The organism is Variovorax sp. V213 (genome assembly GCF_041154455.1).
Lineage (GTDB): Bacteria > Pseudomonadota > Gammaproteobacteria > Burkholderiales > Burkholderiaceae_C > Variovorax.
Map to the genome: position 1 here is coordinate 2,161,419 of NZ_AP028664.1, position 26,477 is coordinate 2,187,895.

Annotated in this window: 25 protein-coding genes; 20 read left to right on the forward strand and 5 right to left on the reverse strand. The window is 65.6% G+C overall.

Annotated features, from left to right (window positions below):
• The 15 genes from rseP to ACAM55_RS10355 all read left to right on the forward strand — a co-directional run bounded on the left by rseP (position 1) and on the right by ACAM55_RS10355 (position 16,345).
• A complete protein-coding gene (gene rseP / locus ACAM55_RS10285) occupies positions 1-1,371 on the forward strand; it encodes an RIP metalloprotease RseP (protein WP_369655911.1) in 1,371 nt (456 codons plus the stop codon).
• Between the two features lie 38 nt (positions 1,372-1,409).
• A complete protein-coding gene (gene bamA / locus ACAM55_RS10290) occupies positions 1,410-3,845 on the forward strand; it encodes an outer membrane protein assembly factor BamA (protein WP_369655912.1) in 2,436 nt (811 codons plus the stop codon).
• Positions 3,846-4,391, forward strand: coding sequence for an OmpH family outer membrane protein (locus tag ACAM55_RS10295; RefSeq protein ID WP_369655913.1), 546 nt, complete (start codon positions 3,846-3,848; stop codon positions 4,389-4,391).
• A gap of 15 nt (positions 4,392-4,406) precedes the next feature.
• Positions 4,407-5,384 carry a UDP-3-O-(3-hydroxymyristoyl)glucosamine N-acyltransferase gene (gene lpxD, locus ACAM55_RS10300; RefSeq protein ID WP_369655914.1) on the forward strand — a complete coding sequence of 326 codons (978 nt, stop codon included), beginning with the start codon at positions 4,407-4,409 and terminating at the stop codon, positions 5,382-5,384.
• A 5-nt stretch (positions 5,385-5,389) separates the two neighbouring features.
• Positions 5,390-5,857, forward strand: a complete 468-nt coding sequence (fabZ, locus tag ACAM55_RS10305) for a 3-hydroxyacyl-ACP dehydratase FabZ (protein ID WP_307701376.1) — start codon at positions 5,390-5,392, stop codon at positions 5,855-5,857.
• Between the two features lie 23 nt (positions 5,858-5,880).
• Positions 5,881-6,669 carry an acyl-ACP--UDP-N-acetylglucosamine O-acyltransferase gene (lpxA, locus tag ACAM55_RS10310; RefSeq protein ID WP_369655915.1) on the forward strand — a complete coding sequence of 263 codons (789 nt, stop codon included), beginning with the start codon at positions 5,881-5,883 and terminating at the stop codon, positions 6,667-6,669.
• A gap of 13 nt (positions 6,670-6,682) precedes the next feature.
• Positions 6,683-7,831 (forward strand): lipid-A-disaccharide synthase, encoded by a 1,149-nt coding sequence (lpxB, locus tag ACAM55_RS10315; RefSeq protein WP_369655916.1) that lies wholly within the window; start codon positions 6,683-6,685, stop codon positions 7,829-7,831.
• A complete protein-coding gene (gene rnhB / locus ACAM55_RS10320) occupies positions 7,803-8,522 on the forward strand; it encodes a ribonuclease HII (protein ID WP_369655917.1) in 720 nt (239 codons plus the stop codon). The genes lpxB and rnhB overlap by 29 nt, the downstream gene beginning before the upstream one ends.
• An 8-nt stretch (positions 8,523-8,530) precedes the next feature.
• Positions 8,531-9,325, forward strand: a complete 795-nt coding sequence (locus tag ACAM55_RS10325) for a TrmH family RNA methyltransferase (RefSeq protein WP_369655918.1) — start codon at positions 8,531-8,533, stop codon at positions 9,323-9,325.
• A 198-nt stretch (positions 9,326-9,523) separates the two neighbouring features.
• Positions 9,524-10,693, forward strand: a complete 1,170-nt coding sequence (carA, locus tag ACAM55_RS10330) for a glutamine-hydrolyzing carbamoyl-phosphate synthase small subunit (protein WP_369655919.1) — start codon at positions 9,524-9,526, stop codon at positions 10,691-10,693.
• On the forward strand, positions 10,686-11,243 hold the full coding sequence (locus tag ACAM55_RS10335) for an ORF6N domain-containing protein (protein WP_369655920.1): 558 nt from the start codon (positions 10,686-10,688) through the stop codon (positions 11,241-11,243). The genes carA and ACAM55_RS10335 overlap by 8 nt, the downstream gene beginning before the upstream one ends.
• 1 nt (position 11,244) lies before the next feature.
• Positions 11,245-14,493, forward strand: a complete 3,249-nt coding sequence (gene carB / locus ACAM55_RS10340) for a carbamoyl-phosphate synthase large subunit (RefSeq protein ID WP_369655921.1) — start codon at positions 11,245-11,247, stop codon at positions 14,491-14,493.
• An 8-nt stretch (positions 14,494-14,501) separates the two neighbouring features.
• Positions 14,502-15,371, forward strand: a complete 870-nt coding sequence (locus tag ACAM55_RS10345; RefSeq protein WP_369655922.1) for a Kdo hydroxylase family protein — start codon at positions 14,502-14,504, stop codon at positions 15,369-15,371.
• Between the two features lie 64 nt (positions 15,372-15,435).
• Positions 15,436-15,912 carry a transcription elongation factor GreA gene (gene greA, locus ACAM55_RS10350; RefSeq protein WP_369655923.1) on the forward strand — a complete coding sequence of 159 codons (477 nt, stop codon included), beginning with the start codon at positions 15,436-15,438 and terminating at the stop codon, positions 15,910-15,912.
• Positions 15,913-15,922: 10 nt separating this feature from the next.
• Entirely contained in the window at positions 15,923-16,345 is a 423-nt protein-coding gene (locus ACAM55_RS10355; RefSeq protein WP_369655924.1) for a DUF4149 domain-containing protein, read from the forward strand.
• 38 nt (positions 16,346-16,383) lie between these two features.
• On the opposite strand, the gene ACAM55_RS10360 is transcribed toward ACAM55_RS10355, so the two are convergent.
• Positions 16,384-17,103 (reverse strand): glycosyltransferase, encoded by a 720-nt coding sequence (locus ACAM55_RS10360; RefSeq protein WP_369655925.1) that lies wholly within the window; start codon positions 17,101-17,103, stop codon positions 16,384-16,386.
• Positions 17,104-17,144: 41 nt separating this feature from the next.
• Complete coding sequence (locus ACAM55_RS10365; protein WP_369655926.1) at positions 17,145-17,624, reverse strand: YhbY family RNA-binding protein; 480 nt, start codon at positions 17,622-17,624, stop codon at positions 17,145-17,147.
• 89 nt (positions 17,625-17,713) lie between these two features.
• Between ACAM55_RS10365 and ACAM55_RS10370 the strand changes: the two genes are divergently transcribed.
• From ACAM55_RS10370 to ACAM55_RS10390, 5 genes are all read left to right on the forward strand, one after another.
• Positions 17,714-18,382, forward strand: coding sequence for an RlmE family RNA methyltransferase (locus ACAM55_RS10370; RefSeq protein WP_369655927.1), 669 nt, complete (start codon positions 17,714-17,716; stop codon positions 18,380-18,382).
• 180 nt (positions 18,383-18,562) lie between these two features.
• Positions 18,563-20,479 (forward strand): ATP-dependent zinc metalloprotease FtsH, encoded by a 1,917-nt coding sequence (gene ftsH, locus ACAM55_RS10375; protein ID WP_369655928.1) that lies wholly within the window; start codon positions 18,563-18,565, stop codon positions 20,477-20,479.
• 63 nt (positions 20,480-20,542) lie between these two features.
• Positions 20,543-21,445, forward strand: a complete 903-nt coding sequence (gene folP / locus ACAM55_RS10380; RefSeq protein WP_369655929.1) for a dihydropteroate synthase — start codon at positions 20,543-20,545, stop codon at positions 21,443-21,445.
• Positions 21,442-22,779, forward strand: coding sequence for a phosphoglucosamine mutase (glmM, locus tag ACAM55_RS10385; protein ID WP_369655930.1), 1,338 nt, complete (start codon positions 21,442-21,444; stop codon positions 22,777-22,779). Before folP ends, glmM begins: the two co-directional genes overlap by 4 nt.
• Positions 22,776-23,261, forward strand: a complete 486-nt coding sequence (locus tag ACAM55_RS10390) for a GNAT family N-acetyltransferase (protein ID WP_369655931.1) — start codon at positions 22,776-22,778, stop codon at positions 23,259-23,261. Before glmM ends, ACAM55_RS10390 begins: the two co-directional genes overlap by 4 nt.
• A gap of 80 nt (positions 23,262-23,341) precedes the next feature.
• On the opposite strand, the gene ACAM55_RS10395 is transcribed toward ACAM55_RS10390, so the two are convergent.
• From ACAM55_RS10395 to ACAM55_RS10405, 3 genes are read right to left on the reverse strand one after another with little or no spacing between them, the layout of a single operon-like run.
• Positions 23,342-24,613, reverse strand: a complete 1,272-nt coding sequence (locus tag ACAM55_RS10395; protein WP_369655932.1) for an acyl-CoA dehydrogenase family protein — start codon at positions 24,611-24,613, stop codon at positions 23,342-23,344.
• Positions 24,614-24,643: 30 nt separating this feature from the next.
• A complete protein-coding gene (locus tag ACAM55_RS10400) occupies positions 24,644-25,750 on the reverse strand; it encodes a phosphotransferase (protein ID WP_369655933.1) in 1,107 nt (368 codons plus the stop codon).
• A gap of 1 nt (position 25,751) precedes the next feature.
• On the reverse strand, positions 25,752-26,471 hold the full coding sequence (locus ACAM55_RS10405) for a Crp/Fnr family transcriptional regulator (RefSeq protein ID WP_369655934.1): 720 nt from the start codon (positions 26,469-26,471) through the stop codon (positions 25,752-25,754).
• Positions 26,472-26,477: the final 6 nt, after the last annotated feature.

Sequence of the window (26,477 nt, forward strand, 5' to 3'; positions counted from 1 at the left end):
ATGCTCACCGTCATCGCTTTCGTGGTTGCACTCGGCGTCCTCATTGCCGTGCACGAGTACGGCCACTACCGCGTCGCGGTGGCGTGCGGCGTCAAGGTCCTGCGGTTCTCGGTCGGTTTCGGCAAGACCCTCTACCGCTGGCAGCCCAAGCGGCAGCACCCGGGCCAGGAAACCGAATTCGTCATCGGTGCGTTCCCTCTGGGCGGCTACGTCAAGATGCTCGATGAGCGCGAGGGGCCGGTAGCGCCGGAAGAGCGCCACCGTGCCTTCAACACGCAGCCGCTGCGCTCGCGTGCCGCCATTGTTGCCGCGGGCCCCATCGCCAATCTGTTGCTCGCGGTGGTGCTTTACACGGCCGTCAACTGGATCGGCGTGGACGAGCCCGTCGCCAAGCTGGCGCGGCCCGTCGCGGCCTCGCTGGCCGAGGCCGCGGGCTTGCGCGGCGGCGAGTACGTCACGCGCGCTGGCTTCGAGGGCGACCTGGAGCCGGTGCAATCGTTCGAAGACCTGCGCTGGCGGATGACGCGCGGCGCCCTCGACGGCCGGGACCTGACGCTCGAAGTGGCGGGCGAAGACGGGCAGGCCGCGCGGCAGATCGTCCTGCCCCTGAGCCGCATCGAAGCCAAGGACGCCGACCCGCAGATGTTCCGCAAGATCGGCGTGATCGCGCCATTGACCCGGCCCGAGATCGGCCAGGTGATGGCCGGCAGCGCAGCAGACCGCGCGGGCCTTCGCAGCGGCGACGTGGTTCGCGCCGTGGGGAGCACGGCCATTGTCGACGGACAGCAATTGCGCGAAGTGATCCGCACGTCGATCGATGGTGACCAGCCGCGTGCGCAGACCTGGCAAGTCCGGCGTGGCGGCCAGTCGATCGAGCTCGAAGTCAAGCCCGAACTGCGCGAGGAGGGCGCCGTGAAGGTCGGCCGTATCGGTGCGTATGTCGGTGCGCCACCCGAGATGGTCACGGTTCGGCAGGGGCCGGTCGACGGTGTCTGGCTCGGCATCGTGCGCACCTGGGAGGTCTCGGCCCTCACCGTCCGCATGATGGGCAAGATGGTGATCGGCGAGGCTTCGCTCAAGAATTTGAGCGGGCCGCTCACGATTGCCGACTATGCGGGCAAGTCCGCGAGCCTCGGCTTGACCCAGTACCTGGTGTTCCTCGCGCTCATCAGCGTGAGCCTTGGTGTGCTGAATCTCATGCCGCTGCCGGTCCTCGATGGGGGGCACCTGATGTATTATCTTTGGGAGGGCCTGACCGGCAAGAGCGTCTCGGACGCCTGGATGGAACGGCTGCAGCGCGGCGGTGTCGCCTTGCTGCTGGTCATGATGTCGGTCGCACTATTCAACGACGTCACGCGGCTCTTTGGTTAACTTTCTGCCGGCCCTTTCCGCGCCGGCCCAATTCACAGATGAACACAAACTTCAGTCGCTTTCGCCTGCGTAGCGTTGCCGCGGTGGTGGCCAGCGCGCTGGCGGCCACGGCAGCTTGGGCCGTCGAGCCTTTCACGGTGCGCGACATTCGCGTCGAGGGCTTGCAACGGGTCGAGCCCGGCACGATCTTCGCATCGCTGCCGCTGCGTGTCGGCGACACCTACAGCGACGAACGCGGCTCCGCCGCCATCCGCGCGCTGTTCGACCTGGGGTTGTTCAAGGACGTGCGCATCGACGTCAACGGCAATGTGCTGGTGGTGATCGTCGAAGAGCGGCCCACCATCGCGGACGTCGATTTTGTCGGCGCAAAGGAATTCGACAAGGCCGCGCTCCAGAAGGCGCTGCGTGAAGTGGGCCTGGCCGATGGCCGGCCGTACGACAAGGCACTGGCCGACCGCGCCGAGCAGGAGCTCAAGCGCCAGTACGTGAGCCGCAACCTCTACAACGCGCAGATCGTGACCACGGTCACCCCCATCGAGCGCAACCGCGTCAACCTCACATTCACCGTCACCGAAGGCGACTCCGCCCGCATTCGCGAAGTGCGCGTGATCGGCAACAAGGCATTCAGCGAATCGACTCTCCTGAGCCTGTTCGACCAGGACAGCGGTGGCTTCATGAGCTGGTACACCAAGTCCAACCAGTACTCGCGTTCCAAGCTCAACGCCGACCTGGAAACGCTTCGCTCGTACTACATCACGCGCGGCTACCTCGAATTCCGCATCGATTCGACCCAGGTTGCCATCTCGCCGGATCGCCAGGACCTGTCGGTGACCGTCAACATCACCGAAGGCGAAAAGTTCGTGGTGGCCGGCGTCAAGCTCGACGGCAACTATCTCGGCCGCGACGAGGAATTCAAGTCGCTAGTGACCATCAAGCCCGGCGAGCCCTACAACGGCGAGCAGGTCACCGAGACCACCAAGGCCTTCACCGACTATTTCGGCACCTTCGGCTACGCGTTTGCGCGCGTGCAGGCACGCCCCGAAATCGACCGCGTCAACAACCGCGTCACCCTGACGCTGCAGGCCGAGCCCTCGCGCCGCGTCTACGTGCGCCGTGTCGCCGTGGGTGGCAACGCCAAGACGCGCGACGAAGTGATTCGGCGCGAGTTCCGCCAGTTCGAGGCCTCTTGGTACGACGGCGACAAGATCAAGCTCTCGCGCGACCGCGTGGACCGCCTTGGCTTCTTCACCGAAGTGAACGTGGAGACCCAGGAGATCCCGGGTTCGCCCGACCAGGTCGACCTGGTCGTCAACGTGGCGGAAAAGCCCACCGGCAGCCTGCAGCTCGGTGCCGGCTACTCCAGCGCGGAAAAGGTGGCTCTCACCTTCGGCATCTCGCAGGAGAATGTCTTCGGTTCGGGCAACTTCCTGGGCGTGCAGGTCAACACCAGCAAGTACAACCGCACGCTGTCGCTGACCACCACGGATCCGTACTTCACGAAGGACGGCATCTCGCGCACGATCAGCCTGTACCACACGACCACGCGTCCGTACTCGACCAACATCGACGGCGACTACAAGCTGGTCAACCAGGGTGCGTCGATCCGCTTTGGCGTGCCGTTCAGCGAAGTCGACACGGTCTTCTTCGGCGCCGGCCTCGAGCGCTATGCATTCGAGCCGAACAGCTCGACGTCGTTCTCGGGCCTCTATACGCCCGCGTCCTACCTTCGCTACTTCAAGTGTTCCAAGGACGCGACCGGCCTCTTCGTGACCGAGTGCGACCAGAAGAGCGTATGGGGCGTGCCGCTCACCGTCGGCTGGGGCCGCGACAGCCGCGACAGCGCGCTGGTTCCGACCACCGGGCGCCTGCAGCGGGCCAACCTGGAACTCGGTGTCGGCGGCGACATGCAGTACATCAAGACGAACTACCAGTACCAGCAGTTCTTCGCGATCAACAAGCAATACACCTTCGCAATCAATGCGGACGTGGGCTATGCCAAGCCGCTCGGCGGCAAGGTCTACCCGATCTTCAAGAACTTCTACGCCGGTGGCCTGGGTTCCATCCGCGGCTTCGAGCAGAACTCGCTGGGCCCGCGCGACGTGCCGCTGCTCGGCCAGACCGAAGGCGCTGCACTGGGCGGTACCAAGAAAGCGGTCTTCAATGCCGAGCTCAGCACGCCGTTTCCCGGCGCCGGCAACGACCGCACTCTGCGCCTTTACGGCTTCTTCGACGTCGGCAACGTGTTCGGCTCGCGCGCCGAAGGCCTGACCGACGAGCAGTACAAGGCCCAGAAGAAGCTGCGCGCCTCGGTCGGCCTCGGGATCAGCTGGATCTCGCCGCTGGGTCCGCTGCGCCTTGCCTACGCCTTCCCCGTCAAGTCCCAAAAGGAAGTGCTGGATCCGAATACCGGCTTCGTCGTGATCCCGAAGGATAGAATCCAGCGCTTGCAATTCCAGATTGGAACGTCTTTCTAAATGAAGCATTTGATTCGCGCTGCGGCTGGCGCGTTGTTGATTCCTGTTTTTGCACTGGTTGCCGCGCCCGCGGCCCAGGCGCAGGAAACCTTTCGCATCGGATTCGTGAATCCGGACCGCGTGCTGCGTGAAGCCCAGCCGGCCAAGGCCGCGCAAGCCAAGCTCGAGGCCGAGTTCCTCAAGCGCGAGAAAGATCTCACGACGCAGGGCGAGGCACTGAAGACGGCCTCTGAAAAATTCGAGCGCGAGGCGCCCACGTTGTCCGAAAGCCAGCGTGCTTCGCGCCAGCGCGCGCTGGTCGACCAGGACCGCGATTTCCAGCGCCGCCGCCGCGAGTTCCAGGAGGATCTCAATGCGCGCAAGAACGAAGAGCTCCAGCAGGTCTACGAGCGTGCCAACCGCGTGGTGAAGCAGGTGGCCGAGGCTGAAAAGTACGACGCCATCCTGCAGGAAGCGATCTACATCAATCCGAAGCACGACATCACGGACAAGGTGATCAAGGCGCTGAACGCCTCGACTCCTTCTTCGCCAACGGGCGGCAAGTAACGCCGCGAAAACGGCGTGTCACTGCAGCTCGGAGCCATTGTCAGCGCCCTGGGGGGCGAGCTCCACGGGGACGCGGCGCTGTCCATCGAACGGCTTGCGCCGCTCCAGAATGCACAGCCCGATGCGCTCAGCTTTCTGAGCCATCCCAAATACCAGCAGGAACTGGCGGCCTCCAAGGCCGCTTGCGTGATCGTCTCGCCCGCCATGCGCGAAGCCGCGGCGGCACGGGGGGCGTACATCGTCGCTCCTGATCCCTATCTTTATTTCGCACGCCTCACCCAGTTGTGGAAGGCGCACCATGCGCGTCCCGAGGCCGACCGCATCCATCCCTCCGCGGTGATCCATCCCGAAGCCCATGTGGACGCCACGGCGCGCATCGGCGCGTTGTGCGTGGTGGAGCGGGGCGCACGCATCGGGGCCGGGACGGTCCTGAAGTCTCGCGTGACGATCAGCGAAGACTGCGTGGTCGGCGAGCGCTGCCTGCTGCATCCAGGCGTGGTGATCGGCGCCGACGGCTTCGGCCTGGCGCCGCACCAGGGCACGTGGGTCAAGATCGAGCAGCTGGGGGCGGTGCGCATCGGCAACGACGTCGAGATCGGCGCCAACACCTGCATCGACCGCGGCGCGCTCGACGACACCGTCATCGAAGATGGCGTCAAGCTCGACAACCTGATCCAGATCGGCCACAACGTGCGCGTCGGCAAGCACACCGCCATGGCGGGCTGCGTCGGCGTGGCGGGCAGCGCCACCATCGGGGCGCACTGCACCTTCGGCGGCGGCGCCATCGTGCTGGGCCATCTCACGGTGGCCGACGGCGTTCATGTCTCGGCCGCGACGGTGGTCACGCGCTCGATCCACAAGGCCGGCCAGTACACCGGCATGTTCCCCATCGACGACAATGCGAGCTGGGAAAAAAATGCTGCAACGCTCAAGCAGTTGCACAGCCTGCGCGAACGACTCAAGGCGCTGGAAAAGGCCCCCCAGAAAAAGTGAAGACGATGCAGGAACAGAAAATCATGACGACGACGCTCGATATCCATCAAATCCTCAAGCTGCTGCCCCACCGCTATCCGTTCCTGCTGGTGGATCGCGTGCTCGACATGGAAAAGGGCAAGCGCATCACGGCGCTCAAGAACGTGACGATGAACGAGCCGTTCTTCAACGGCCACTTTCCTCACCGACCGGTCATGCCGGGCGTGCTGATGCTCGAGGCCATGGCGCAGGCGGCGGCGCTGCTGTCGTTCCATTCGCTGGACATCGTGCCCGACGACAACACGGTCTACTACTTTGCAGCCATCGATGGCGCGCGCTTCAAGCGTCCTGTGGAACCCGGCGACCAGCTCACGCTCGAAGTCGAGATCGAGCGCATGAAAGCCGGGATCTCGAAGTTCAAGGGCCGCGCCCTGGTGGGCAGCGAACTCGCCTGCGAGGCCACGCTGATGTGCGCCATGCGCCAGATCAACTGATCTTGCGCCGGTTACGACAAGGCATGACGCAGGTTCATTCGACAGCGCTCATCGACCCGAAGGCAGAACTCGACGCCTCGGTCTCGGTGGGACCCTACTCCATCATCGGTCCGCACGTGCGAGTCGGTGCCGGCACGAGCATCGGCGCGCACTGCGTGATCGAGGGTCGCACCACCATCGGGCGCGACAACCGGATCTTCCAGTTTTCGTCGATCGGCGCAGTGCCGCAGGACAAGAAATACGCCGGCGAGCCGACCGAGCTGGTCATCGGCGACCGCAACGTCATTCGCGAGTTCTGCACCTTCAACCTCGGCGTGCCGGGGGCGGGCGGCATCACGCGCGTGGGCAACGACAACTGGATCATGGCGTACACGCACATCGCGCACGACTGCCGCGTCGATGACCACACCACGTTGGCCAACAACACCACGCTGGCCGGCCATGTGCACCTGGCCGACTGGGTCACGGTCGGCGGCCTGACGGGCATTCACCAGTTCGTCTCGGTCGGCGCCCACGCGATGGTCGGCTTTGCCAGTGCCGTGTCGCAAGACGTGCCTCCTTTCATGCTGGTCGACGGCAATCCGTTGGCGGTGCGCGGCTTCAATGTCGTCGGCCTGCGCCGCCGCGATTTTTCGGCACCCCGCCTTGCCGCGGTGAAGCAGATGCACCGCCTGCTGTACCGGCAGGGCAAGACGCTCGAAGAGGCGCGCGCCGGCATCATCGCCTTGGCGGCCGAAACGCCCGAGGCGGCCGAGGACGTGGCGCTGATGGAGCGCTTCCTGGCCAATTCGACGCGCGGCATCGCGCGTTGAAGTAACTGTCGGCATGGGCAAGGACGAACAGCGGCGGTTCGCGCTGGTCGCGGGCGAAGCTTCCGGCGACCTCCTGGCAGGCCTTCTTCTCGATGGCCTGCAGGCGCGCTGGCCGTCGCTTCAGACGGTGGGCATCGGCGGGCCACGCATGCTTGCGCACGGCCTGCAGAGCTGGTGGCCGCAAGAAAAACTGGCCGTGCGCGGCTACATCGAGGTGCTGCGCCACTATGCCGAAATTGCCGGCATCCGCCGCCAGCTCAAGGCGCGGCTGCTGCGCGAATGGCCCGAGCTCTTCATCGGCGTCGACGCCCCCGATTTCAATCTCGATCTCGAGGCCGGATTGCGCGGCCGCGGCATGAAGACGGTGCATTTCGTCTGTCCCTCGATCTGGGCATGGCGTCCTGACCGCATCGAAAAGATCCGCGCTGCGGCCGACCACGTGCTGTGCATCTTCCCGTTCGAGCCCCCGCTGCTGGCCGAACACGGCGTGCAGGGCAGCTACGTCGGCCATCCGCTGGCCAACGTGATTCCCATGGTGCCTGACCGTGGCGCGGCCCGCGCTGCGCTGGGCTTCGCACCCGACGCGGAGGTCGTCGCCTTGCTGCCCGGCAGCCGCCGTTCGGAAGTGCGCTACCTGGGCGCCCGGTTCTTTGCCGCCGCCGCGCAGATGCTGAAGGCAAGGCCGGCCCTCCAGTTCGTCGCGCCCATCCTGCCGGGCCTGCGCGTCGAGGTCGAGGCCCTGTTGCAGGCCAGCGGCATCGCCGGACGCGTGACCTTGCTCGACGGCCAGTCGCATGCGGCGCTGGCGGCCTGCGACGTCACGCTGATCGCCAGCGGGACCGCCACGCTCGAGGCGGCACTCTTCAAGCGCCCAATGGTCATTGCCTACAACATGAACGCTCTGTCGTGGCGCCTCATGCAGCGCAAGCAGCTCCAGCCGTGGGTCGGCCTGCCCAACATCCTGTCGCGCGAGTTCGTGGTGCCCGAGCTCCTGCAGGACGCGGCCACGCCGCAGGCGCTGGCGCTGGCCACGCTCGCCTGGCTCGATGCGCCCGAAAAGACGCAGGCGCTGCAACAAAAATTTTCAGAGCTGCACGTGCAACTGCAGCGCGATACGCCGACACTTTGCGCCGATGCGATCCAGAAAGTTCTTGAAGGCTGAGCAGGCTGCCCTCGTGTGGGACGCCCCGGGCCTCATTGCGGGCGTGGACGAGGCGGGCCGCGGCCCGCTGGCCGGTCCGGTGGTGGCGGCGGCTGTCATCCTGGACGACCAGCGCCCGATCCGGGGCCTCGCCGATTCCAAGACGCTCACGGCGCTGCAACGCGAACGCCTGCACGACCAGATCCTGGCCAAGGCGCTGTGCTGCTCGGTGGCACAAGCCAGCGTCGAGGAAATCGACACCCACAACATCCTGCAGGCCACCATGCTCGCGATGCGCCGTGCGGTCGAGGGCCTGCGGCTGAAGCCCGCCAAGGTGCTGGTCGACGGCAACCGCCTGCCGACGCTCGACGTGCTGGCCGAAGCCATCGTCAAGGGCGACGCCCGGATCAAGGCGATTTCCGCCGCTTCGATCCTGGCCAAGGTCCACCGCGACCGGCTGTGCGAGCAGTTGCACGTCGAGTTTCCCCACTACGGTTTTGCCGGCCACAAGGGCTACGGCACGCCGGAGCATCTGGAGGCGCTGCAGCGCCACGGTGCGTGCGTTCATCACCGCAGGTCGTTCAGTCCGGTGGCCGCGGCGCTGGCGCGCACAATGGCCGATGCAACTGCGTTGGCCGAAGCCGCCATGCCAGTGCCGGCGGCCATTGCGATGGTCGAGACCGTGCGCCTGGACCTGCGCGCCGAGCGCTGAGCCGCCACATGACCACCCCGACCGGCGCGAGCCACATCAGCTCGCGCGACAACCCGCTGCTCAAGGACTTGCGCAAGCTGGCCCAGGACCCAGGCGCCTACCGCAAGCTCGGCCGCGTCTGGCTCGAAGGCGACCATCTTTGCCGCGCGGCGCTCGCGCGAGGGATCAAGCCCGCCATTGCCATTTTTTCGGAGTCGTTTTGGCCGCTTTCCCCGGCCGAATGGTCGAATGCTGCTATCAAAACGGTAGTGGTTGACGATGACCTCTTGCGCGCGGTCAGCGGGCTCGAATCGCCGGCTCCCATGGGTTTCGTGCTCGATCTGCCTTCCCGGCCTGCGCTCCTGCCCGACGCGCCAAGCGTCGTGCTCGATCGGCTGCAGGACGCCGGCAATGCCGGCTCCATCCTGCGCAGCGCGGCGGCTTTCGGCTTCCAGCAGGTGATCGCGCTCAAGGGCACGGCCGCGCTGTGGGCGCCGAAGGTGCTGCGCGCCGGCATGGGCGCACACTTTGGCCTCCGACTGATCGAAGGCGTGGAAGCCGACGCGCTCGACGAGCTGAAGGTGCCGCTGCTGGCCACCAGTTCGCACCGGGGCGAGTGGCTGCACCAGGCGCGACTGCCGAACCCCTGCGCCTGGCTGATGGGCCACGAGGGGCAGGGCGTTTCGCCGGCGCTCGAAGCACGGGCCACGCATCACATCCGCATTGCGCAACCGGGCGGCGAAGAGTCGCTGAACGTGGCGGCCGCGGCGGCCATCTGCCTGCACGCGAGCGGTGCGGCCGGGCTTGCGCAGGCCGTTTCCTGATTTGCCGATGCCATAAAGGCATGAGCGGCGTATGTTTTACGGCCCGGCAAGGCGGGAGAGCGATGCCGCCGAGCTACAATCGGGGGCTTACTCGCAATAGCGTCGCCCGGCCGCCTTCAACGCCATCTTCCCCTTAAGCAGCAGTCCGCAGGCAACGCGCCTGGGGCTCCGGGCGACCGTAACCATCCGGAGAACCCAGTGCTTTTGTCTCTCAAGGGAAGTTTCCCGCCCGCCATCCTGGCGCTCGCAGACGGCACGGTCTTTCAAGGCAATTCGATCGGAGCCACCGGCTCCACGACCGGTGAAGTGGTGTTCAACACCGCCATGACCGGTTACCAGGAAATCCTCACCGACCCGAGTTATTGCCAGCAGATCGTGACGCTCACGTATCCGCACATCGGCAACTACGGCGTCAACGGGGAAGACATCGAAGCCGACAAGATCCATGCCGCTGGCCTGATCATCAAAGACCTGCCGCTCGTCGCATCCAATTTCCGCAAGACCGCCACGCTGAGCGAATACCTCGTGGCCGGCAAGACGGTGGCCATCGCGAACATCGACACCCGCAAGCTGACCCGCCACCTGCGCACCCATGGCGCGCAGAACGGCTGCATCCTGGGCCTGGCGGCGGGCGAATCGGTCACGCAGGCGCTGATCGACAAGGCCATTGCGGCCGCCAAGGCCGCGCCGAGCATGTCCGGCCTCGACCTTGCCAAGGTGGTGTCGGTCCGGCAGACCTACGAGTGGACCGAAACCGAGTGGAAGCTGGGTGCGGGCTACGGCGTGCAGATCACGCCCAGGTTCCACGTGGTGGCTTTCGACTACGGCGTCAAGAAGAACATCCTGCGCATGATCGCGCAGCGCGGCGCCCGCATCACCGTGGTGCCGGCGCAAACGCCCGCGGCCGATGTGCTCAAGCTCAAGCCCGATGGCATCTTCCTGGCCAACGGCCCGGGCGACCCGGAGCCTTGCGACTACGCCATCAGCGCGGTCAAGGAACTCATCGAGACCGGCATTCCCACCTTCGGCATCTGCCTGGGCCACCAGATCATGGCGCTGGCCTCGGGTGCGAAGACCTTCAAGATGAAGTTCGGCCATCACGGCGCAAACCACCCGGTGAAAGACCTGGACAACGGCCGCGTGAGCATCACCAGCCAGAACCACGGCTTCGCGGTGGACGAGAAGTCGCTGCCGGCCAACCTGCGCCCCACCCACATCAGCCTGTTCGACAACACGCTGCAAGGCCTGGCGCGCACCGACAAGCCTGCGTTCTGCTTCCAGGGCCACCCGGAAGCCTCGCCCGGCCCGCACGACATCGGCTACCTGTTCGACCGCTTCACCGCGCTCATGGAGCAGGCACGTGGCTGATGCACCCGCGGTGCTCGACGTCTCGGTCATCGCCGCGTTGCGCGATGCCGAGGGCAAGATCTATGTGCTGCGGGGCCTCAAGGTCATGCTGGCGCAGGACCTTGCCGCGCTCTATGGCGTCGAGACCCGGGTGCTGTTGCAGGCCATGCGCCGCAACCTCGATCGTTTTCCGGCGGATTTCGCCTTCACCCTGGAGAACCAGGACGTCGAGAATTTGAGATCACAACTTGTGATCTCAAAACCCGAGAAGCCGGGCTCGGGCGGCGCGCGCTACCGAAGCGTGGCCTTCACCGAACAGGGCGTGGCCATGTTGTCGAGCGTGCTGCGCAGCGAACGCGCCGTGGCCGTCAACATCGAGATCATGCGTACCTTCGTCAAGCTGCGCAGCATGCTGTCGGAGCACGCCGATCTCAAGCGCAAGCTGAACGCGCTGGAACAGCGATACGACCAGAACTTCCGCGATGTATTCACCGCGATCCATCAACTGATGGATGAACCGAAGCCGGGCGCCTACAGCGGCCGCGGCATCGGTTTCACCAAGGACAAATAAGATGCCCAAGCGCTCAGACCTCAAATCCATTCTCATCATCGGCGCCGGCCCGATCATCATCGGCCAGGCCTGCGAGTTCGACTACTCCGGCGTGCAGGCTTGCAAGGCATTGCGCGAGGAGGGCTACAAGGTCATCCTGATCAACAGCAATCCCGCGACGATCATGACCGATCCGGCCACGGCCGACGTGACCTACATCGAGCCGATCACCTGGCAGACCGTCGAGAAGATCATCGCCAAGGAACGCCCCGACGCGATCCTGCCGACCATGGGCGGACAGACCGCGCTCAACTGCGCGCTCGACCTCTGGCGCCACGGCGTGCTCGACAAGTACACCGGCGCGGCCACCAACAAGCCGGTCGAACTCATCGGCGCCACGCCCGAAGCCATCGACAAGGCAGAAGACCGCCTGAAGTTCAAGGACGCGATGACCAAGATCGGCCTCGGCTCGGCGCGCTCCGGCATCGCCCACTCGATGGACGAAGCCTGGGCGGTGCAGAAGTCGGTCGGCTTCCCGACCGTGATCCGCCCCAGCTTCACGCTCGGCGGCACCGGCGGCGGCATTGCCTACAACCCGGAAGAGTTCGAGACCATCTGCAAGCGCGGCATCGAAGCCTCGCCCACCAACGAGCTGCTGATCGAAGAGTCGCTGCTCGGCTGGAAAGAGTACGAGATGGAAGTCGTGCGCGACAAGGCCGACAACTGCATCATCGTCTGCTCGATCGAAAACCTGGACCCGATGGGCGTGCACACCGGCGACTCGATCACCGTGGCACCGGCGCAGACGCTGTCCGACAAGGAATACCAGATCCTGCGCAACGCCTCGCTGGCCGTGCTGCGCGAGATCGGCGTGGACACCGGCGGCTCGAACGTGCAGTTCTCCATCAACCCGAAGGACGGCCGCATGGTCGTCATCGAGATGAACCCGCGCGTGTCGCGTTCCTCGGCGCTGGCCTCCAAGGCCACGGGCTTCCCGATCGCCAAGGTCGCGGCCAAGCTGGCCGTGGGCTACACGCTCGACGAGCTGCGCAACGAGATCACGGGTGGCGCCACCCCCGCGTCGTTCGAGCCCTCGATCGACTACGTGGTCACCAAGATTCCGCGTTTCGCGTTCGAAAAATTCCCGCAGGCCGATTCGCGCCTCACCACGCAGATGAAGTCGGTGGGCGAGGTGATGGCGATGGGCCGCACTTTCCAGGAATCGTTCCAGAAGGCGCTGCGCGGCCTTGAAGTGGGCGTCGATGGCCTCAACGAGAAAACGCAAGACCGCGAAGTGCTCGAGAAGGAGCTTGGCGAGCCCGGCCCAGAGCGTATCTGGTATGTGGGCGATGCCTTCGCCATGGGCCTGAGCGTGGACGAAGTGTTCGCGCTGACCAAGATCGATCCGTGGTTCCTGGTGCAGATCGAAGAGATCGTGAAGATCGAACTCGAACTCGAAACCAAGTCGCTGGCCGACATCGACAAGGACACGCTGCTCGCCCTCAAGAAGAAGGGCTTCTCCGACCGCCGCCTGGCCAGGCAGCTGAAGACCACCGACACCGCGATCCGCGAGAAGCGCCGCGCCCTGGGCGTGCGCCCGGTCTACAAGCGCGTGGACACCTGCGCGGCCGAGTTCGCGACAAACACCGCCTACATGTACTCGACCTACGAGGAAGAGTGCGAAGCCGACCCGACGGACAAGAAGAAGATCATGGTGCTCGGCGGCGGACCCAACCGCATCGGCCAGGGCATCGAGTTCGACTACTGCTGCGTGCATGCCGCGCTCGCGATGCGCGAGGATGGCTACGAGACCATCATGGTCAACTGCAATCCCGAGACCGTGTCGACCGACTACGACACCTCGGACCGCCTGTACTTCGAGCCGCTGACGCTCGAAGACGTGCTTGAGATCGTCGACAAGGAAAAGCCGCTCGGCGTGATCGTGCAGTACGGCGGCCAGACGCCGCTCAAGCTCGCGCTCGACCTCGAGGCCAACGGCGTGCCGATCATCGGCACCTCGCCCGACATGATCGACGCGGCTGAAGACCGCGAGCGCTTCCAAAAGCTGCTGCACGAACTGGGCTTGCGCCAGCCGCCGAACGCCACCGCGCGCACCGAACCCGAGGCGCTCGAAAAGGCCGCGGCGCTGGGCTACCCGCTGGTGGTGCGCCCGAGCTACGTGCTCGGCGGCCGTGCGATGGAAATCGTGCACGAACAGCGCGACCTCGAGCGCTACATGCGCGAAGCCGTCAAGGTCAGCAACGACTCGCCGGTGCTGCTCGACCGCTTCCTGAACGACGCCGTCGAATGCGACGTCGACTGCATTCGCGACGCCGAAGGCGCCACCCTCATCGGCGGCGTGATGGAGCACATCGAACAGGCCGGCGTGCACTCGGGCGACTCCGCCTGCTCGCTGCCGCCCTACAGCCTGAGCGCCGAGACCATCGCCGAGCTGAAGCGCCAGAGCGCCGCGATGGCGGCCGCGCTCAACGTGGTCGGCCTCATGAACGTGCAGTTCGCGATCCAGCAGAAGGACGGCAAGGACGTCATCTACGTGCTCGAAGTGAACCCGCGCGCCTCGCGCACCGTGCCCTACGTGAGCAAGGCCACCGGCATCCAGCTCGCCAAGGTGGCGGCACGCTGCATGGCCGGCCAGTCGCTCAAGTCGCAGGGCGTGACGAAGGAAGTCACGCCGCCGTACTTCAGCGTGAAAGAGGCGGTGTTCCCGTTCGTCAAGTTCCCGGGCGTGGACACCATCCTCGGCCCCGAGATGAAGTCGACCGGCGAAGTGATGGGCGTGGGCAAGACCTTCGGCGAGGCCTTCGTGAAGTCGCAGCTCGGTGCCGGCACGCACCTGCCGAAGTCGGGCAAGGTCTTCATCTCGGTGAAGAACAACGACAAGGCCCGTGCGGTCGAAGTGGCGCGCGGCCTGGTCAAGCTGGGCTTCGAGATCATCGCCACCAAGGGCACGGCCGCCGCCATCGGCGCCGCCGGCATCGAGTGCGCGACGGTGAACAAGGTGACCGAGGGGCGCCCGCACATCGTGGACATGATCAAGAACAACGAGATTGCGCTGGTCATCAACACGGTGGAAGAGCGCCGCAACGCGATCACCGATTCGCGCCAGATCCGCACCTCGGCGCTCCTGGCCCGCGTGACCACCTTCACCACGATCTTCGGCGCCGAAGCCGCGGTCGAGGGCATGGGCTTCATGGACGAGCTCGGCGTGATCTCGGTGCAGGAGATGCACGCGCAGCTGGCTGCCGCCTGAGCGCCATCATGGAAACCCAGCTGGTCGAACTGGACCTGGCCGACTGGAACGCGGCCACGCCCAACGAGGCGTGGATCGCGGCGCTCGAGGCCGGCAAGGTGCTGTACTTTCCGCGCCTGGGCTTCGAGCTGCTGCCGGAAGAGCGCAGCCTGCTGACGCCCAGCCTGCTGTCGCCTGACGTGCGCAACATCAGCCTCGATGCCAACGGCCGCCTCAAAGGGGTGGCTGGCGACGAGGCGGTGCAGCGTGCGGTGGCGGCGATGGTTGGGCGCTTTCGCGCACAGGCGCAGCAACTCATCCATGGCCTCCTGCCGCACTACACGCCGGCCTTGCGCCTGGCGCCGACCAGCTACAGGCCGGCGCAGGTCGAGACCCGCGTGCAGTCGTGGCGCGCAGACGACCGGCGGTTGCACGTTGATGCATTTCCGTCGCGCCCGAACTATGGCGAGCGCATCCTGCGCGTGTTCACCAACGTGAATCCCGACGGCGCGCCGCGCGTGTGGCGCGTGGGCGAGCCCTTCGAAGACATTGCCAAGCGCTTTTTGCCGCGGGCTAGGCCTTATGTGCGCTGGCAGGCGAGGGTGTTGCGCGCGCTGCGCGTCACCAAGTCACTGCGCAGCGAATACGACCACCTGATGCTGCAGCTGCACGACGGCATGAAGTCGGACATGGCCTACCAGGAAAGTTCGCCGCAGGAAACCGCCAAGTTCCCGCCCGGTTCGGTGTGGGTGTGCTTTTCCGACCAGACCTCGCACGCCGTCATGGCGGGCCAGTACATGCTCGAGCAGACCCTTCATCTGGCCGCGGCGAAGCAATACAATCCAGATTCGAGCCCGCTCGCCATCCTGAGCCGGCTGACCGGACGCACCCTCGTCTGATCCTTTCCCCCAATCGACCGCCGAACGGCAGCGTTCGGCGGTTTCGCTTTATGGAGAACCAAACATGGCCACCATCCCAATTACCAAGCGCGGTGCCGAAAAACTGCGCGCTGAATTGCATCGGCTCAAGACCGTGGACCGCCCCTGGGTCATCAACGCGATTTCCGAGGCCCGCGCGCAGGGCGACCTGAGCGAGAACGCCGAATACGAAGTCGCCAAGGACCGCCAGGGCTTCATCGAAGGCCGCATCCAGGAGGTGGAAGGCAAGCTCTCGGCCGCGCAGATCATCGACCCGGCCGAGCTCGACGCCGCCGGGAAGGTCGTGTTCGGTTCCACGGTGGAGCTCGAGGAAGAAGACTCGGGCGAGGCCGTGAAGTACCAGATCGTCGGCGAGGACGAAGCCGACCTGAAGCAGGGCCTCATCAACATCTCCAGCCCGATTGCGCGCGCGCTCATCGGCAAGGAAGAGGGCGACGTCGCCGAGGTGCAGGCCCCGGGCGGCCTCAAGCGCTACGAGATCGTCGCGGTCCGCTACCTCTGATCCGCGCCGGATGAAAGACCGCCTCGCGCTGCTGCTGGCCGCCTTCTGGTGGGGCAGCCTCACGACCATCGGTTTCCTGGTGGTGCCGATGCTCTTCGCGAAGCTCGGCAATCCCACGGTGGCGGGCAATTTCGCAGGGCAGCTGTTCGAGGCGCAGAGCTGGATCGCCATTGGCTGCGGCCTGCTCCTCCTGGTTCATTTCAGGACGAAGATGGACGACCGCATCGACAGCGCGTCGATGACCGCCATCTTCCTGATACTGGGCGCGTTGCTGCTGGCGCTGCTCCAGCAATACGCCGTGGCACCCCGCATCCTGGCGCGCGACAACCTCAAGCTGTGGCATGCCGTGGGAAGCGGGATGTACCTGGTTCAATGGCTGTGCGCCGGTGTGCTGCTCTGGCGCATGGGTGCCAGGGCGCCCACGGCGGGCTGAGTGCCGGCGGCCGGACTGGTGTTCCCGCCGCCTTCCGGTCACTCTTTCCAGAACTTCGCGACCCAGTTCGCAGGCCGGATATAGCGGAATGCGCGGTTGCGCCGGCCCGCCAGCGCGTCGGGCGGGTTGCATTCGCCATGGAACACCATGATGCGTGCGCCTTCGGGCACGAAGGGCTCTTCCCAGTAGTTGGTCGGCCACGTGGGAATGCCGTGGTATTTGAAGCTGGGGCACCAGGCCGCGGGCCAATAGGAGAGCTTGCCCTGCTTGTGCAGCATGTCGGACAGGTAGGCCTGCTCGTTGCGGTATTCGGCCTGCACCTTGTCCATGTTGTCGCGGAAATACGCCAGCACGTCGGCATGGGCGCCCAGCTCGAAGCGGTATACCGATGAGTTTCCCGTGATCCGCTCGCGGCGCCAGGGGCGCGCGTAGTCGTGGATGATCAGGAATTCGCCGGGTTGCTCGAAGAAGGCATCGAGGCTGCCGACGACGACCACGTCGACGTCCAGGAACAGGGCGGTGCCGCGCAGGCCGTGCAAGTCCTTTTCGAAGGTCGTGAGCTTCTTCCACGCGCCGTCGCGCTGGCCGGGCGCCAGTTGCAGGTTGAGCGGCGGGATCGGCAGGCAGGTCACTTCGGGGCGGATGCCGTTGCCGTCGTCTGTCAGGCATACGAACTTGAAGTCGCCGCTGAGATTGCGGCGCACCATCGCGTAGAGGCGGTTGACGTATTCGGGGCCGTATTTCGTGCCCCACTTCATGCAGAGAATGTGGCGCTGGGCGCCTTGCGCTGCCACCGAACTCAATCCGCCTGGTTGCGCTTCTTGGCCGAGAGCGGGCGCTTCGCCTTGGCGCGCTTGATGGTGCCGCCGGGGGTGAGGCGCTGGTTGCCGAGCACGCGCAGGGTCTTGATTTCGGGGCGCTGGCCTCCGCGCTTGCTGTACTTCAATACCTTGATGTCGCGCGGGCCCGGCATGCGGTCTTCATCGACCACACGCTCCTTTTCGGGCTTGGGGCGCCACAGCACCAGCAGCTTGCCGATGTGCTGGATGGGCGCCGCGTCGAGCTCCTCGGCCAGTTCGCGCAGCATGGCGTCGCGTGCCAGGCGGTCGTCGGAAAAGACACGGACCTTGATCAGGCCATGGGCCTTGAGCGCCGCGTCGGCTTCCTTTTTCACGGCAGGGGTGAGCCCGTCTCCACCGACCATGACGATCGGATCCAGGTGGTGAGCTTCGGCGCGGTGCACCTTGCGCTCGGCAGGGGTAAGTTGAATGGCGGGCATCCCCGTATTATCGAGGGTAGAAAGCAACCTCTCGAACCGCCGGGCCGCTTCAAGGCGAATACCGCAGCGCGAAGCACGAGAGGCTCCCCATGAGCACCAAGGCGAAAAGCAAAAAAGTCAACAAGGCGTGGCTGCACGACCACATCAACGACCCGTACGTCAAACTGGCCACGCGGGAGGGGTACCGCGCACGCGCCGCCTACAAGCTCAAGGAAATCGACGAATCGCTGGGCCTCGTCAAGCCGGGCCAGCTCGTGGTCGATCTGGGCTCCACGCCCGGAGCCTGGAGCCAGTACCTGCGGCGACGGATGTCTCCTGACGGCGCTGCGGCCGGCGAGCTGAACGGCACCATCATTGCGCTGGACATGCTGCCGATGGAACCGATCGAGGGGGTGACCTTCCTGCAGGGCGACTTCCGCGAGGCGGAACTCCTCGAACAGGTGCTGGGCGTGCTGGCGGGCCGAAAGGCCGACCTGGTGGTGTCCGACATGGCACCCAACCTCTCGGGCATCCATTCGGCCGACGCCGCACGCGTGGCCCACCTGATCGAGCTTGCAATCGACTTCGCCCAGCACCATCTGAAGCCGGAGGGAGCGCTGGTTGCCAAGCTTTTCCATGGCAGCGGCTATGACGAGCTGGTGAAGTTGTTCAAGGCGAATTTCCGCACCGTGAAGCCTTTCAAACCCAAGGCTTCGCGCGACAAATCGTCCGAAACCTTTCTCGTCGGCATGGGTCTGAAGGCCCAGGAAACGCCTTGATACCTTGACGCGACGGGCCCTAACACGGCGCCGTTGGGGCGCAAACCCTTGTCAGGCTATGGCTGCTTTAGGGAAATGCCCGCTTTTCGTAGCTTGAAAAGCCTAAAATGGGGCGCAATTGCGTATCCATAGCGCGTTCTTTTTCATAATCTTGTCACGCGCTTTCGACTGGAGCTTCGTTTGAACAATCAGTGGTTTTCCAAAGTTGCCGTATGGCTCGTCATTGCCATGGTGTTGTTCACTGTGTTCAAGCAGTTCGACACCCGCGGCGGCGTTGGCTCGGGGGCGGTAAGCTATTCGGAGTTCCTGGATCAGGTCCGGAACAACCAGATCAAGAGCGCCGTCATCCCTGAAGGCGCCGGCGGCGGAGAAATCGTGGCCGTCACCAACGACGATCGCAAGATCCGCACAACCGCCACCGTGCTCGACCGCGGCCTGGTGGGCGACCTGATCGACCACAACGTCAAGTTCGACGTCAAGCCGCGCGAAGAGGGCTCGCTCCTTATGACGCTGCTGGTGAGCTGGGGCCCGATGCTGCTCCTGATCGGCGTCTGGATCTACTTCATGCGCCAGATGCAGGGAGGCGGCAAAGGCGGGGCGTTCAGCTTCGGCAAGAGCAAGGCCCGCATGATGGACGAAAACAACAACACGGTCACTTTCGCCGACGTCGCGGGCTGCGACGAGGCCAAGGAAGAAGTCCGTGAAGTCGTCGATTTCCTGAAAGACCCGCAGCGCTTCCAGAAACTCGGCGGCCGCATTCCGCGCGGCCTGCTGCTGGTCGGCCCTCCGGGTACCGGCAAGACCTTGCTGGCCAAGTCGATTGCCGGCGAAGCCAAGGTCCCGTTCTTCTCGATTTCGGGTTCCGACTTCGTCGAGATGTTCGTCGGCGTGGGCGCAGCCCGCGTGCGCGACATGTTCGAGAACGCCAAGAAGAACGCTCCCTGCATCATCTTCATCGACGAAATCGATGCGGTGGGCCGCCAGCGCGGTGCCGGCCTGGGTGGCGGCAACGACGAGCGCGAACAGACCCTGAACCAGATGCTGGTCGAGATGGACGGTTTCGAAACCAACCTCGGCGTGATCGTGGTGGCTGCCACCAACCGACCCGACATCCTGGACGCCGCCTTGCTGCGCCCGGGCCGTTTCGACCGCCAGGTGTATGTCACGCTGCCCGACATCCGCGGCCGCGAGCAGATCCTCGGCGTCCACATGCGCAAGGTGCCCCTGGGCCAGGACGTGAACCCGAGCGTCATCGCGCGCGGCACGCCCGGCATGTCCGGCGCCGACCTGGCCAACCTCTGCAACGAAGCCGCCCTGATGGCCGCACGCCGCAATGCGCGCGTGGTCGAAATGCAGGACTTCGAGAAGGCCAAGGACAAGATCTTCATGGGCCCCGAGCGCAAGAGCATGGTCATGCCCGAGGAAGAGCGCCGCAACACGGCCTACCACGAGTCCGGCCACGCCCTCATCGGCAAGCTGCTGCCCAAGTGCGACCCGGTCCACAAGGTCACCATCATTCCGCGCGGCCGCGCCCTGGGCGTCACCATGAGCCTGCCGGCGCAGGACCGCTACAGCTACGACCGCGAGTACATGCTGAACCAGATCAGCATGCTGTTCGGCGGCCGCATCGCCGAAGAAGTGTTCATGCACCAGATGACCACCGGCGCCAGCAACGACTTCGAGCGCGCGACCTCCATCGCCCGCGACATGGTCACGCGCTACGGCATGACCGACGCGCTGGGCCCGATGGTCTACGCCGAGAACGAAGGCGAAGTGTTCCTCGGCCGCTCGGTCACCAAGACCACGAACATGAGCGAGCAGACCATGGAAAAGGTCGACGCCGAAGTACGCCGCATCATCGACGAGCAGTACGCCCTGGCGCGCCGCCTCATCGAGGAAAACAGCGACAAGATGCACGCCATGGCCAAGGCCCTGCTCGAATGGGAAACCATCGACACCGAGCAGCTCGACGACATCATGGCCGGCCGCGCCCCGCGTCCGCCCAAGGACTGGACGCCACGCATCCCGCCGTCGGGCAGTGGCGGCAGCGGCGGCACGCCAGCCGTCAATCCGGATCCGGCACCCACAGTTGCCTGAAGTGCATCCGGCGTCAAACAGCAACGGGGCCCTGGGCCCCGTTTTCGATGAAGGTGCCGCCGCATGACGATGCCTTCCGCACCGGTCTGGCAGACCGCGCGTTTTGCAATCGATCTCGCGCAGCCGCGCGTGATGGGCATCGTCAATGTCACCCCCGATTCCTTCTCCGACGGCGGAGCGCATGCTTCCACCGAGGCCGCGCTGCGCCATTGCGAGCAGCTGCTGAAAGAGGGCGCCGACATCCTCGACATCGGCGGCGAATCGACCCGCCCGGGCAGCCCGGCCGTGCCGCTCGACGCCGAGCTGGCGCGCGTGCTGCCCGTGGTCCGGGAGGCGGTCAAGTTGAACGTGCCCGTGTCCGTCGATACCTACAAGCCGGAAGTCATGCGCGCGGTGTTCGAACTGGGCGCCGATATCGTCAACGACGTCTGGGCGCTGCGGCAGCCCGGTGCACGCGAAGCCGTGGCTGCGCATCCCTCGTGCGGCGTCTGCCTGATGCACATGCACCGGGACCCGCAAACCATGCAGGCGGCGCCGATGCAGGGCGACGTGGTGCCCGCGGTGCTGTCGTTCTGGGCGAAGCAGTTGGCGCAGTTGCAGGCGCTGAAGATCGATCCCTCGCGGATCACGCTCGACCCTGGCATCGGCTTCGGCAAGACCGTGGCGCAGAATTTTGCCCTGCTGGCGCGCCAGCGCGAATTGCTCGGAGCCGGCTTTCCGCTGCTGCTGGGCTGGTCCCGCAAGTCTTCGATCGGCGCCGTGAGCGGCATCGAGATTGCCAGCGGACGCATCGTGCCCAGCGTGGTGGCGGCGGTGCTCGCGGTAGAGCGGGGCGCGGCCGTCGTGCGGGTGCACGATGTGCGCGACACCGTGTCGGCACTCGCCGTGTGGCGCGCCATGAAGGCCGAAGAGCCGCATCCTGATTTGCAAGTTTCACAAGATCAACAACAAGAGGAGAACCCGTGACCCGAAGATACTTTGGCACCGACGGCATCCGCGGTACGGTCGGCCAGTCGCCCATCACCCCCGATTTCGTGCTGCGCCTCGCGCATGCCGTGGGCCGCGTGCTCAAGAGGAGCCAGTCGCGCCCCACGGTGCTGATCGGCAAGGACACCCGCATCTCCGGATACATGCTCGAAAGCGCGCTCGAGTCGGGCTTCAATTCCGCGGGCGTCGACGTGGTGTTGCTGGGCCCGCTGCCGACCCCCGGCGTGGCGTACCTGACGCGCGCGCAGCGTGCGAGCCTGGGCGTGGTGATCAGCGCCAGCCACAACGCCTACCCGGACAACGGCATCAAGTTTTTCAGCGCACAGGGAACCAAGCTCGACGACGAGTGGGAGCTCGCAGTGGAGGCCGCGCTCGAGGAGGCTCCCGTGTGGGCGGCCTCGGCCGAACTCGGCAAGGCCCGCCGCCTCAACGACGCGCCGGGCCGCTACATCGAGTTCTGCAAGAGCACTTTCGCCAACGACCTGACGCTGCGCGACATGAAGCTGGTGATCGATGCGGCCCACGGTGCGGCCTACCAGGTGGCGCCGAACGTGTTCCACGAACTGGGGGCCGAGGTCACCAGCATCGGCTGTACGCCCGACGGGCTCAACATCAACAAGGGCTTTGGCGCCACGCATCCCGCTGCGCTGGTGGCGGCCGTGACGGCGCAGAAGGCCGACTACGGCATTGCGCTCGACGGCGACGCCGACCGCCTGCAGCTCGTCGACGCGAGCGGGCGCCTCTTCAACGGCGACGAACTGCTCTATCTGATGGTGGCCGAGCGGATCGCGCGCGGCGAAAAGCCCGTGGGCGTGGTTGGCACGCTGATGACCAACAAGGCCGTCGAGGTGGCGCTGCGCGGGCAGGACATCGAGTTCGTTCGTGCCAAGGTGGGCGACCGCTACGTGCTCGAAGAACTCGACAAGCGCGGCTGGCTCCTGGGCGGTGAGGGCTCGGGCCATCTGCTGGTGCTCGACCGCCACACCACGGGGGACGGCATCGTGAGCGCGCTGCAGGTGCTGCAGGCCTGCGTGCGCAGCGGCAAGACCGTGGCCCAGCTGCTTGCGGATCTCACGCTGTTTCCCCAGGTCCTGATCAATGTCCGCCTGACGCCGGGCCAGGACTGGAAGAACAACGATGCGCTGGCCAGCGAAACCCAGCGCATCGAAGCCGAGCTTGGCGACGGCGGCCGCGTGCTGATTCGTGCGAGCGGCACCGAGCCGCTGGTGCGCGTCATGGTCGAGGCGCGCGACGCGAAGCAGGCCGAGTCTTGCGCCAAACGCCTGGCGGCAACCCTCGAGCCCGCGCGGTGACGGCCATCGAAGTCGTTCTGGCGGACTACCGCAATGCCGCGCATGCGGCCGCGCTGGTCGACCTGCTCGACGCCTATGCGCGCGATCCCGCCGGCGGCGGCACGCCGCTCGACAGCAGCGTGCGCGCCGGCCTGCCCGCGGCACTGGCCGCGCGGCCGCAAGCCTTCAGCGTGCTGGCGTACGACGGCGCACAGCCCGTCGGTCTCGTCAACTGCATCGAAGGCTTCTCGACTTTTGCCTGCCGGCCGCTGGTCAATGTGCACGACGTGGTCGTCCTGTCCAGCCATCGCGGCCAGCGCGTTGCGCAGCGCATGTTCGCGCAGGTGGAGCAGGAGGCGAGGGCACGTGGCGCCTGCAAGCTCACGCTCGAAGTGCTCTCCGGCAATGCGCCTGCGCTGCGCAGCTACGAGCGCGAAGGATTCATCGGCTATCAGCTCGATCCGGCATTCGGGCACGCCGTGTTTTTGCAGAAGAAGCTCTGAACGTAAAAAGGGCCGAGGCGCATCGATCGCCGTCGGCCCTCACCCCAACCCTCTCCCGGAGGGAGAGGGGGCAAGACAAATCAGAAGCGCGTGACCGGCATTTCGGCATCGGCCTTGTTCGGCGAATACTTGCCCAGCTCCCACTTGGCAATCGCGTTGCGGTGCACTTCGTCCGGGCCGTCCGCAAAACGAAGCGTGCGCGCACCGGCGTAGGCATAGGCCAGCGGAAAGTCGTCGCTCATGCCGCCGCCGCCATGCACCTGCATGGCCCAGTCGATCACTTGGCAGGCCATGCTCGGCGCGACCACCTTGATCATCGCGATCTCGTTCTTCGCGACCTTGTTGCCGGCCACGTCCATCAGCCATGCGGCCTTGAGCGTGAGCAGGCGGGCCATGTCGATCTTGCAGCGCGCTTCGGCGATGCGTTCCTGCGTCACGGTCTGGGACGCAACCGTCTTGCCGAAGGCCACGCGCGAGGAGGCACGCCGGCACATGAGCTCGAGCGCACGCTCGGCCAGGCCGATGAGGCGCATGCAGTGGTGAATGCGTCCCGGGCCGAGGCGGCCCTGGGCGATCTCGAAGCCGCGGCCTTCGCCGAGCAGCATGTTGTCGACAGGCACGCGCACGTTCTCGAAGTACATCTCGACGTGGCCGTGCGGCGCGTCGTCGTAGCCCATCACGTTGAGCGGGCGCACGATGCGGATGCCTTTGGCTTCAGCCGGCACGATGATCATGCTCTGCTGCGAATGCCTGGGCGCGTCAGGGTCGCTCTTGCCCATGGTGATGAACACGGCGCAGCGCGGGTCGGCAGCGCCCGAAATCCACCACTTGTGGCCGTTGATCACGTACTCGTCGCCCTGGCGTTCGATGCGGGTCGAGATGTTGGTGGCGTCGCTCGATGCGACGTCCGGCTCGGTCATCGCGAAGGCCGATCGGATCTGGCCTTCGAGCAGTGGCTTGAGCCAGCGTGCCTTGATGGCTTCGGAGCCATAGCGGGCAATGGTCTCCATGTTGCCGGTGTCCGGCGCCGAGCAGTTGAAGGCTTCCGAAGCCCATGGCACCCGGCCCATGATCTCGGCCAGGGGCGCATATTCCTGGTTGGTGAGCCCGGCACCTTCGTAGCCCGAGGCGGCCGCGCTGTCGACCGGCAAAAACAGGTTCCACAGGCCCTCGGCCTTGGCTTTTTCCTTCACCTTCTCGACCGTCTTGAGCGCGGTCCAGCGCTTGCCGGCGGCCGTGTTGGCGGCCAGTTCGGCCGAATACTCGGCTTCGGCCGGATAGATGTGCGCGTCCATGAATGCGCTCACGCGCTTCTGGAGTTCCTTGGTTTTTGCCGAGTATTCGAAGTCCATCTTTTGTCTCCTGGTGGGGGTGTAGGGCGGCTATGCCTTTTGGGCAAACTGCCAGGCCATCTCGGCCATCGGTCGCGCGCCGCGGGCAGAGGCCACGGCTTGCTCGCTCGATGCGGTACCGGCTTCGACCCGCTTGGCAATGCCTTGCAGGATCGCGGCCATGCGGAACAGGTTGTAGGCCTGGTAGAAATTCCAGTCGGGCGCCAGCGCCTCGGGCGTGGTGATGCGCGTGCGCTCGCAGTAGCGGCGGATGTATTCGCTCTCGGTGGGAATGCCCAGCACCGCGACATCCACGCCGCCGATGCCGCGGCCGGTGGTGGGGGGCATGTGCCAGGACATGCAGTGGTAGCTGAAGTCCGCCAGGGGATGGCCCAGCGTGGAGAGCTCCCAGTCGAGCACCGCGATGATCCGCGGCTCGGTGGCGTGGAACATCACGTTGTCCAGGCGGTAGTCGCCATGGACGATCGAGACTTTGCTCTCGTCGCGTGCGCTCGCAGGCATGTGGGCGGGGAGCCAGTCGATCAGGCGCTCCATGGCCTCGATCGGCTGCGACAGGTCACCGGCGCCATCGGTCGAGGCCTTGTACTGCTTGCTCCAGCGGCCGATCTGGCGCTCGAAGTAGTTGCCGGGCTTGCCGTAGTCGGCCAGGCCGCGCTCGGCGAACTTCACGGTGTGCAGTGCCGCGATGACGCGGTTCATCTCGTCGTAGATGGCCGTGCGTTCGGCATTGCTCATTCCGGGCAGCGACTGGTCCCACAGCACACGGCCCTGCATGAACTCCATCACGTAGAAGGCGCGGCCGATGACGGCTTCGTCCTCGCACAGGCAGTGCATGCGCGGCACGGGCACGTCGGTGCCGGCAAGGCCGCTCATGACCTTGAATTCGCGCTCCACCGCATGGGCCGAGGGCAGCAGCTTGGCGACCGGCCCGGGCTTGGCGCGCATCACGTAGCTCTGCGTAGGCGTGACGAGCTTGTAGGTCGGGTTCGACTGGCCACCCTTGAACATCTCGACTGTCAGCGGACCCTTGAAACCGTCGAGGTTCTTCTCGAGCCAGGCTGCGAGCGCGCCGACGTCGAAGGCGTGCTGCTGCGAGACCGCGCGGGTGCCGATGAAATTGGAGAAGTCCTGGCTCATGTCAGATATCCGCTTCGGAGACGCGCATCAGTGCCACGCGGTCCAGTACCACGAGGCCGCCTGGCTCGATGCGGATGGTGCCCTCGCGTTCCATGGTCTTGAGTTCCTGGTTGACGCGCTGGCGCGATGCGCCGAGCAGCTGCGCCAGCTCTTCCTGCGCAAGCTGCAGGCCGATGCGCATCTGGCTGCCGTCTTCCAGGTTGGGCACGCCGTAGCTGCGCACCAGGTGAATCAGCTGCTTGGCCAGCCGCGCGCGCAGGGGCAGGGTGTTGAGGTCTTCCACCAGTCCGAACAGGGTGCGGATGCGGCGTGCCTGCAGGCGCATCAGCGCTTCGTACAGCTCCACGTGCGTGGCCAGGATTTTCTGGAAATCGGCCCGCGCCACGCAGAGGATGGTGGTTTCCCCATGCGCATAGGCGTCGTGGGTGCGCCGGTCCCCGTCGAACATCGCCACGTCGCCGAACCAGATGCCCGGCTCCACGTAGGTCAGCGTCACCTGCTTGCCCGACACGGCCGTCGAACTGACGCGCACCGCGCCCTTGGCGCAGGCAATCCAGTGGTCGGGAGGATCGCCGCGGGCGGCGATCAGGTCGCCGTCCTTGTAGCGTTTGACGAAAGCGCATCGGAGAATGTCGTGCCGCAGCGAGGGAGATAGAGAAGAAAACCAGCGACCACTGTTGATCGCTTCACGTTCTTCGATGGTAAGAATGGGGTCGTCCATTGGTCT

Coding starts and splice junctions, on each gene's coding strand:
- rseP (WP_369655911.1), top strand. CDS start 1: ATGCTCACCGTCATCGCTTTCGTGGTTGCACTCGGCGTCCTCATTGCC.
- bamA (WP_369655912.1), top strand. CDS start 1,410: ATGAACACAAACTTCAGTCGCTTTCGCCTGCGTAGCGTTGCCGCGGTG.
- ACAM55_RS10295 (WP_369655913.1), top strand. CDS start 3,846: ATGAAGCATTTGATTCGCGCTGCGGCTGGCGCGTTGTTGATTCCTGTT.
- fabZ (WP_307701376.1), top strand. CDS start 5,390: ATGCAGGAACAGAAAATCATGACGACGACGCTCGATATCCATCAAATC.
- lpxA (WP_369655915.1), top strand. CDS start 5,881: ATGACGCAGGTTCATTCGACAGCGCTCATCGACCCGAAGGCAGAACTC.
- lpxB (WP_369655916.1), top strand. CDS start 6,683: ATGGGCAAGGACGAACAGCGGCGGTTCGCGCTGGTCGCGGGCGAAGCT.
- rnhB (WP_369655917.1), top strand. CDS start 7,803: ATGCGATCCAGAAAGTTCTTGAAGGCTGAGCAGGCTGCCCTCGTGTGG.
- ACAM55_RS10325 (WP_369655918.1), top strand. CDS start 8,531: ATGACCACCCCGACCGGCGCGAGCCACATCAGCTCGCGCGACAACCCG.
- carB (WP_369655921.1), top strand. CDS start 11,245: ATGCCCAAGCGCTCAGACCTCAAATCCATTCTCATCATCGGCGCCGGC.
- ACAM55_RS10345 (WP_369655922.1), top strand. CDS start 14,502: ATGGAAACCCAGCTGGTCGAACTGGACCTGGCCGACTGGAACGCGGCC.
- greA (WP_369655923.1), top strand. CDS start 15,436: ATGGCCACCATCCCAATTACCAAGCGCGGTGCCGAAAAACTGCGCGCT.
- ACAM55_RS10355 (WP_369655924.1), top strand. CDS start 15,923: ATGAAAGACCGCCTCGCGCTGCTGCTGGCCGCCTTCTGGTGGGGCAGC.
- ACAM55_RS10360 (WP_369655925.1), bottom strand. CDS start 17,103: ATGAAGTGGGGCACGAAATACGGCCCCGAATACGTCAACCGCCTCTAC.
- ACAM55_RS10365 (WP_369655926.1), bottom strand. CDS start 17,624: ATGCCCGCCATTCAACTTACCCCTGCCGAGCGCAAGGTGCACCGCGCC.
- ACAM55_RS10370 (WP_369655927.1), top strand. CDS start 17,714: ATGAGCACCAAGGCGAAAAGCAAAAAAGTCAACAAGGCGTGGCTGCAC.
- folP (WP_369655929.1), top strand. CDS start 20,543: ATGACGATGCCTTCCGCACCGGTCTGGCAGACCGCGCGTTTTGCAATC.
- ACAM55_RS10395 (WP_369655932.1), bottom strand. CDS start 24,613: ATGGACTTCGAATACTCGGCAAAAACCAAGGAACTCCAGAAGCGCGTG.
- ACAM55_RS10400 (WP_369655933.1), bottom strand. CDS start 25,750: ATGAGCCAGGACTTCTCCAATTTCATCGGCACCCGCGCGGTCTCGCAG.
- ACAM55_RS10405 (WP_369655934.1), bottom strand. CDS start 26,471: ATGGACGACCCCATTCTTACCATCGAAGAACGTGAAGCGATCAACAGT.